The sequence below is a fragment of the Devosia sp. genome (assembly GCF_040509215.1).
Lineage (GTDB): Bacteria > Pseudomonadota > Alphaproteobacteria > Rhizobiales > Devosiaceae > Devosia.
This window is the reverse complement of sequence record NZ_JBEVLL010000003.1, coordinates 1-6,390: the sequence shown is the minus strand read 5'-3', so window position 1 is coordinate 6,390 and position 6,390 is coordinate 1. Positions and strand designations below refer to the sequence as shown.

At 63.0% G+C, this 6,390-nt stretch carries 5 protein-coding genes and 1 pseudogene; all 6 read left to right on the top strand.

What is annotated here, in order from left to right; genetic code table 11:
• The first annotated feature begins 62 nt into the window (after window positions 1–62).
• Window positions 63–821, top strand: a complete 759-nt coding sequence (locus ABW043_RS00135) for a sulfite exporter TauE/SafE family protein (RefSeq protein WP_353919218.1) — start codon at window positions 63–65, stop codon at window positions 819–821.
• A gap of 59 nt (window positions 822–880) precedes the next feature.
• A complete protein-coding gene (locus ABW043_RS00130) occupies window positions 881–2,683 on the top strand; it encodes a M3 family oligoendopeptidase (RefSeq protein ID WP_353919217.1) in 1,803 nt (600 codons plus the stop codon).
• 38 nt (window positions 2,684–2,721) lie between these two features.
• On the top strand, window positions 2,722–2,889 hold the full coding sequence (locus tag ABW043_RS00125) for an aa3-type cytochrome c oxidase subunit IV (RefSeq protein WP_353919216.1): 168 nt from the start codon (window positions 2,722–2,724) through the stop codon (window positions 2,887–2,889).
• 57 nt (window positions 2,890–2,946) lie between these two features.
• Window positions 2,947–4,212: pseudogene (locus tag ABW043_RS00120) on the top strand (Re/Si-specific NAD(P)(+) transhydrogenase subunit alpha); the annotation flags it as partial.
• Between the two features lie 364 nt (window positions 4,213–4,576).
• Window positions 4,577–4,939 (top strand): proton-translocating transhydrogenase family protein, encoded by a 363-nt coding sequence (locus ABW043_RS00115; protein WP_353919215.1) that lies wholly within the window; start codon window positions 4,577–4,579, stop codon window positions 4,937–4,939.
• Between the two features lie 8 nt (window positions 4,940–4,947).
• Entirely contained in the window at window positions 4,948–6,348 is a 1,401-nt protein-coding gene (locus tag ABW043_RS00110) for an NAD(P)(+) transhydrogenase (Re/Si-specific) subunit beta (RefSeq protein ID WP_353919219.1), read from the top strand.
• Window positions 6,349–6,390 lie beyond the last annotated feature (42 nt).

The window sequence follows — 6,390 nt, the reverse complement described above, 5'->3', positions numbered from 1 at the left end:
GTTGACAAATCAACCATACAAGAGTGCTCATACCGCCCTCACCCGCCGGATTCGCCTTTCCCATGATTGATCCCGTCTTTGTCACTGTCGCCGTGATCGCGGTGCTGATCGTTGGCTTGTCAAAAGCAGGCTTCCTCGGAGGGCTCGGCGTCGTCGGCGTGCCGCTTCTCGCCCTCGTCATGCCCGCCCGCGATGCCGCCGGCATGATGCTGCCGGTGCTGCTGTGCATGGATGCGGTGGCAGTCTGGATGTACCGCAAGGAATTCGACCGCAGCATTCTCAAGATCATGCTGCCCGGCGCCGCCGTCGGCACGCTGCTCGGCTGGGCCCTCTGGGCCTTTGTCAGCGATGCAGTGGTGCTGCTGATGGTCGGCATCGTAACGCTGCTCTTCGTCATCGACGCCATGCTGCCGCTGCGCAAGAAACTCGAGGGCCTGCCGCCATCAAGGCCGTGGGGGGCCTTCTGGGGCAGCATTGCCGGTTTCACCAGCTTCATTTCCCACACCGGCGGCCCGCCGTTCCAGATCTACGTCCTGCCCAAAAAGCTGCCGCCCGCTGTCTATGCCGGCACGACTTCGGTGTTCTTTGCCATCGTCAACACAGCCAAGCTGGTGCCCTATTTCTTCCTCGGCCAGCTCTCGGTGAGCAATCTCAGCCATTCGGCCATGCTGGCTCCTGTGGGCATTGTGGGCGTGCTGCTCGGCGTCTGGCTCGTGCGCCGCATCTCGGTCAAACTCTTCTACCAGATCGCCTATTGGCTGGTTCTGGTCTTGGCACTCTACCTCGTGTGGCGCGGCGTCACGGACGTCTTTCTGACCTAGATTCGAGACATGCACCTCGCTAAGGTCCACCGCACTTAAGAGAATTTTGGAGTTCATCCATGAGCGCTGTCGCACAAAAGGGCCACAACCAGTTTGGCAATCTGCCCACCTGGGACCTAAACGATCTCTATCCCGGCAAGGACAGCGCCGAATTCAAGGCTGCGCTCGAAGAGTCAAAGCGCCTCGCCGCCAAGTTCGAGAGCGACTACAAGGGCAAGCTCGCCGACCTCACCAAGTCCGGCGGCCTGATCCAGGCGATCAGGGACAGCGAAGTTCTGGGCGACATCACCGGCCGCATCGGCTCGTTCTCGTTCCTGCAATATGCGCAGCGCTCGACCGATCCCGACCGCGCCAAATTCATGGGCGACACCAATGAAGCGCTGACCACGCTCTCGACCCGCGTGCTGTTCTTCGAACTCGAACTCAACCGCGTCGACGACGCCGAGCTCGACGCCGCCATTGCGCGCGACCCCGAACTCGCCCGCTACACGACCTGGTTCGCCGAACTACGGAAAGCAAAACCCTACCAGCTCGACGACAAGCTCGAAGAGCTGTTCCACGACAAGTCGGTCACCGCCTTTTCCGCCTGGAACCGTCTCTTCGACGAAACCATGTCGAGCCTCGAATTCGAGGTTGATGGCGAAACGCTCAACCTTGAATCGACCCTGCACCTGCTTTCCGAGAAGGACGAGAAGAAGCGCGAAAGCGCCTTCAAGGCCCTCGCCAAAACGTTCAAGGCCAATGGCCGGCTCTTCACGCACATCACCAATGTGCTGGCCAAGGACAAGGAAATCTCCGACCGCTGGCGCGGCTACGAAGACATTGCGGACAGCCGCCACATGGCCAATTCCGTCGAGCGCGAAGTCGTCGACGCCCTGCAGTCGGCCGTCGAAGCTGCCTATCCGCGCCTCTCGCATCGCTACTACAAGATGAAGGCCAAGTGGTTCGGCAAGGAAAAGCTCAACGCTTGGGATCGCAATGCGCCGCTGCCGACCAGCGACGAACGCATCTGGGATTGGGACACGGCCGTCACCACCGTGCTCGACGCCTATGGCCGCTTCTCGCCTGATCTCGCTGACGTCGCCAAACCCTTCTTCAATTCAGGCTGGATCGACGCTCCGACCGGCGACGGCAAGCTCTCGGGCGCCTTCGCGCACCCGACCGTACCGAGCGCGCACCCATACCTGATGCTCAACTATCTCGGCCGCACCCGCGATATCATGACCCTCGCCCACGAGCTGGGCCATGGCGTGCATCAGCGCCTTGCCGCCGGGCAGGGCCCGATCCTCGCCAACACCCCGCTGACCCTCGCCGAAACCGCCTCGGTTTTCGGCGAAATGCTCACCTTCCGGGCCCTGCTCGACAAGACCACGGACCCCAGGCAGCGTTTTGCGCTGCTCTCGTCCAAGGTGGAGGACATGCTCAACACCGTGGTCCGCCAGATCGCCTTCTACACCTTTGAGCGCCGGGTCCACACCGCGCGCCGCCAGGGCGAATTGCGCACCGAGGAAATCAACCAGATCTGGCTCGATGTGCAGTCCGAGTCATTGGGCGATGGCATCATCCAGAACGAAGGTTACGACATCTTCTGGACCTACATCCCGCACTTCATCCATTCGCCCTTCTACGTCTATGCCTATGCTTTCGGCGATTGCCTTGTGAACTCGCTCTACGCACAGTATGAGAAGTCGAGTGAAGGCTTTGCGGAGCGCTATTTCGAGCTCCTGAAGGCCGGGGGGAGCAAGCATCATTCCGAACTTCTGGCGCCCTTTGGGCTCGATGCCAAGGACCCCAACTTCTGGTCGCTCGGCCTTTCGATGATCGAAGGCCTGATCGACGAACTTGAGGCGACTTCGCCTTAAACCACAGACGCAAAGACGACTATATTTCCGAGGACGATATGGCCACCAAGCTGCACCCCGCCCACCACTCCGAACCGGTCCTTGAATCGGCCATGGACTACGTGGAACACGAAAAGACCTATACCGGCTTCATCACCGGGGTGAAGTGGTCGATCTACGGATTGGCCGTCGTGTTGGTCATTCTGTACTTCGTGGTCAATCCATAATCGATAAAAGCAGGCCAGGAGCTGCCTGCCCGCCGGCAGGCGGGTAGGAGAGTTCTCATGAAAATTGCGGTTCTGCGGGAAACCGTGGCAGGCGAACATCGCGTCGCCGCCACGCCCGAAACCGTCGCCAAGCTGATCGGGCTTGGCGCCACCATCAGCGTCGAAAAAGGCGCGGGCCAGGGCTCGCGCATCAGCGACGCCCAGTTCGCCGAAGCCGGCGCCAGTGTCGCGGCGTCCGCTGCGGAAGCAGTCAAAGGCGCGGACATTGTCCTCGCCGTACGCCGCCCCGCCGCCAAGGCGCTTGCCGGGGTCAATCCCGGCGCTCTCCTCGTCGCCGCGCTCGACCCCTACGGCAATGAAGGCGAAGTCGCCGCCCTCGCCAAGGCTGGCGTTACCGCCATCGCCATGGAGTTCATGCCGCGCATCACCCGTGCGCAGGTGATGGACATCCTCTCCTCCCAGGCCAATCTCGCCGGCTATCAGGCCGTCATCGAAGCCGCCGCCCATTTCGGCCGCGCCCTCCCGATGATGATGACCGCCGCCGGCACCGTGCGCCCGGCCAAGACCTTCGTCATGGGCGCCGGCGTCGCAGGTTTGCAAGCCATCGCCACCGCCCGCCGCCTCGGCGCAGTAGTCTCGGCCACCGACGTGCGCGCCGCAGCGGGCGAACAGGTTGAATCGCTCGGCGCCAATTTCATCATGACCGAAGCGCTCAAGGACGCCTCGGGCACCGGCGGCTATGCCCGCGAACTGACCCTCGTCGAGCAGCAGGCACAGGCCGAACTCGTCGCCGGCCATATCGCCAAGCAGGACATCGTCGTCACCACCGCGCTCATTCCCGGTCGCCCGGCGCCAAAGCTCGTTACCAAGGCAATGGTCGAAAGCATGGCCCCCGGCTCGGTCATCGTCGACCTCGCTGCCGAACGCGGCGGCAATGTCGAACTGACCCGTCCTGACGAAGTCGTCGACTATAACGGCGTGACCATTATCGGCTTCACCAATCTCGCGAGCCGCATTCCCACCACCGCGAGCCAGCTCTACGCGAAAAACCTCCTCTCCTTCCTCGAAACCCTGATCGACAAGAAAGACAAAAAGCTCGCGATCAACTGGGAAGACGACCTGGTCAAGGCCACCGTCCTCACGCGCGACGGTGCCGTTGTGCACCCCAATTTTGCCGCCGCAGCAGCCCCGGCTGTTGCCGCTCCTGCTACGCCTGTCGCCGTACCAAAGGCCGCGCCCAAGGCGCCAAGCAGCAAGGTCGAAGCCAAGGCCGCGCCAGTCAAGACCGGCGCCACCCGCAAGGCCCCGGCCAAGCCGGCCGAGCACAAGGTTGACCACAGCGCCTCGATCGCTAAACCGGCGCCAAAAACCGGCACGAAGAAACCGGCCACCAAGCCGGCCGAACATGTCGAAGATCACGCCCCGGCCAAGGCACCAGCCACCAAAACGGTGACGGCGAAAAAGCCCGTGGCCAAGAAGGCCGCGGCACCGGCCGCCGCCGAACCCGACCACAGCGCCGCCGCCCCGCCGGCCGCACCAAAGCCCCGTGCCACGAGGAAGCCGACGACCAAGCCGGCCGAGCACGTCGAAGACCACAGCGCCGCAGCCAAAAAACCTGCGGCCAAGAAGCCGGCGACCAGAAAACCGGCCGTGAAAAAGACTGCCGCACCGGAGGGGGGCCAGTAAAATGGAAGCAACTGCAGGACAGGTCGCCGATGTCGCGGCCGCCGTGGCCCATGGGGCCATTGGTGGGGCCATCGACCCCTTCATCTTCCGCCTCGCCATTTTCGTGCTGGCGATCTTCGTTGGCTATTTCGTGGTCTGGAGCGTCACCCCGGCTCTCCACACGCCACTGATGAGCGTCACTAACGCCATTTCCTCTGTGATCGTCGTCGGCGCCCTGCTCGCCGTCGGCGTACAGCTCGCCAATGACGCGAGCTGGGTCAGCAAGGTCTTTGGCTTCATCGCCCTCGTCTTCGCCTCCGTAAATATCTTCGGCGGCTTCCTCGTGACCCAGCGCATGCTGGCCATGTACAAGAAGAAGGGCTGAGCGAGATGATCGACGCCAATATCGCCGCCCTCTTCTATCTCGTTGCGGGCGTGCTCTTCATCCTGGCGCTGCGCGGGCTTTCGAGCCCCCGTTCGGCCCGCCAGGGCAATCTCTACGGCATGGTCGGCATGGCCATCGCCGTCGTCACCACGCTCCTCGTCGCGGCCCCCAGTGATTGGGTGAGCTGGCTGCTGATCATCGGCGGCCTTGGCCTCGGTGGCGGCATCGGCGCCTATGTCGCCCGCGAAGTGAAGATGACCGACATGCCTCAGCTTGTCGCCGCCTTCCACTCGCTGGTGGGCCTCGCCGCCGTCTTCGTGGCCGCCGCCGCGCTCTACGCCCCCGAAGCCTTCGGCATCGGCGTGCCCGGCGATATCCACGCCCAGGCGCTCATCGAAATGTCGATCGGCGTCGCCATCGGCGCCTTCACCTTTACCGGCTCGGTCATCGCCTTTGCCAAGCTCAACGGCAATATGTCGGGCAAGCCGATCATCCTTCCGGCCCGCCACCTGATCCACATCGTCCTCGGCATCGTGCTGCTGGCGCTCGTCTGGGCCTTCACCGTCACGGCCGAACCCTGGCTCTTCTGGGCGATCACCGTGCTCGCCCTCGTCCTCGGCGGCCTGATGATCATCCCGATCGGCGGCGCCGACATGCCCGTCGTCGTCTCCATGCTCAATTCCTATTCGGGTTGGGCCGCAGCCGGCATCGGCTTTACCCTCGGCAATACGGCTCTGATCATCACCGGCGCGCTTGTCGGCTCCTCGGGCGCGATCCTCTCGTACATCATGTGCAAGGCGATGAACCGCAGCTTCATCTCGGTCATCCTTGGCGGCTTCGGTGGCGACACCTCATCCGCTACCGGCGGCGCCGAAGAGGATCGCCCGGTCAAACAGGGCGCAGCCGAAGACGCTGCCTTCCTCATGAAGAATGCCGGCAAGGTCATCATCGTGCCCGGCTATGGCATGGCCGTGGCTCAGGCCCAGCACGCCCTGCGTGAAATGGCCGATCAGCTGAAGGCCGCAGGCGTCGAAGTTAAATACGCCATCCACCCGGTTGCCGGCCGCATGCCCGGCCACATGAACGTGCTGCTGGCCGAAGCCAATGTGCCCTATGACGAAGTGTTCGAACTGGAGGACATCAATTCCGAGTTTGCCCAGTCCGACGTCGCCTTCGTCATCGGCGCCAATGACGTGACCAACCCCGCCGCCAAGACCGACAAGACCTCGCCGATCTACGGCATGCCGGTCCTCAACGTCGAAGACGCCGGCACCGTACTCTTCATCAAGCGCGGCATGGCCGCCGGCTATGCCGGCGTCCAGAACGAGCTTTTCTTCCGCGACAACACCATGATGCTGTTCGGGGACGCCAAGAAGATGACCGAAGAGATCGTCAAGCATCTGGCGTGACGCGTTGGTCAGGCCGGTTTGACCAGTCTGACCAACAATCAT

Coding starts and splice junctions, on each gene's coding strand:
- ABW043_RS00135 (WP_353919218.1), top strand. CDS start 63: ATGATTGATCCCGTCTTTGTCACTGTCGCCGTGATCGCGGTGCTGATC.
- ABW043_RS00130 (WP_353919217.1), top strand. CDS start 881: ATGAGCGCTGTCGCACAAAAGGGCCACAACCAGTTTGGCAATCTGCCC.
- ABW043_RS00125 (WP_353919216.1), top strand. CDS start 2,722: ATGGCCACCAAGCTGCACCCCGCCCACCACTCCGAACCGGTCCTTGAA.
- ABW043_RS00115 (WP_353919215.1), top strand. CDS start 4,577: ATGGAAGCAACTGCAGGACAGGTCGCCGATGTCGCGGCCGCCGTGGCC.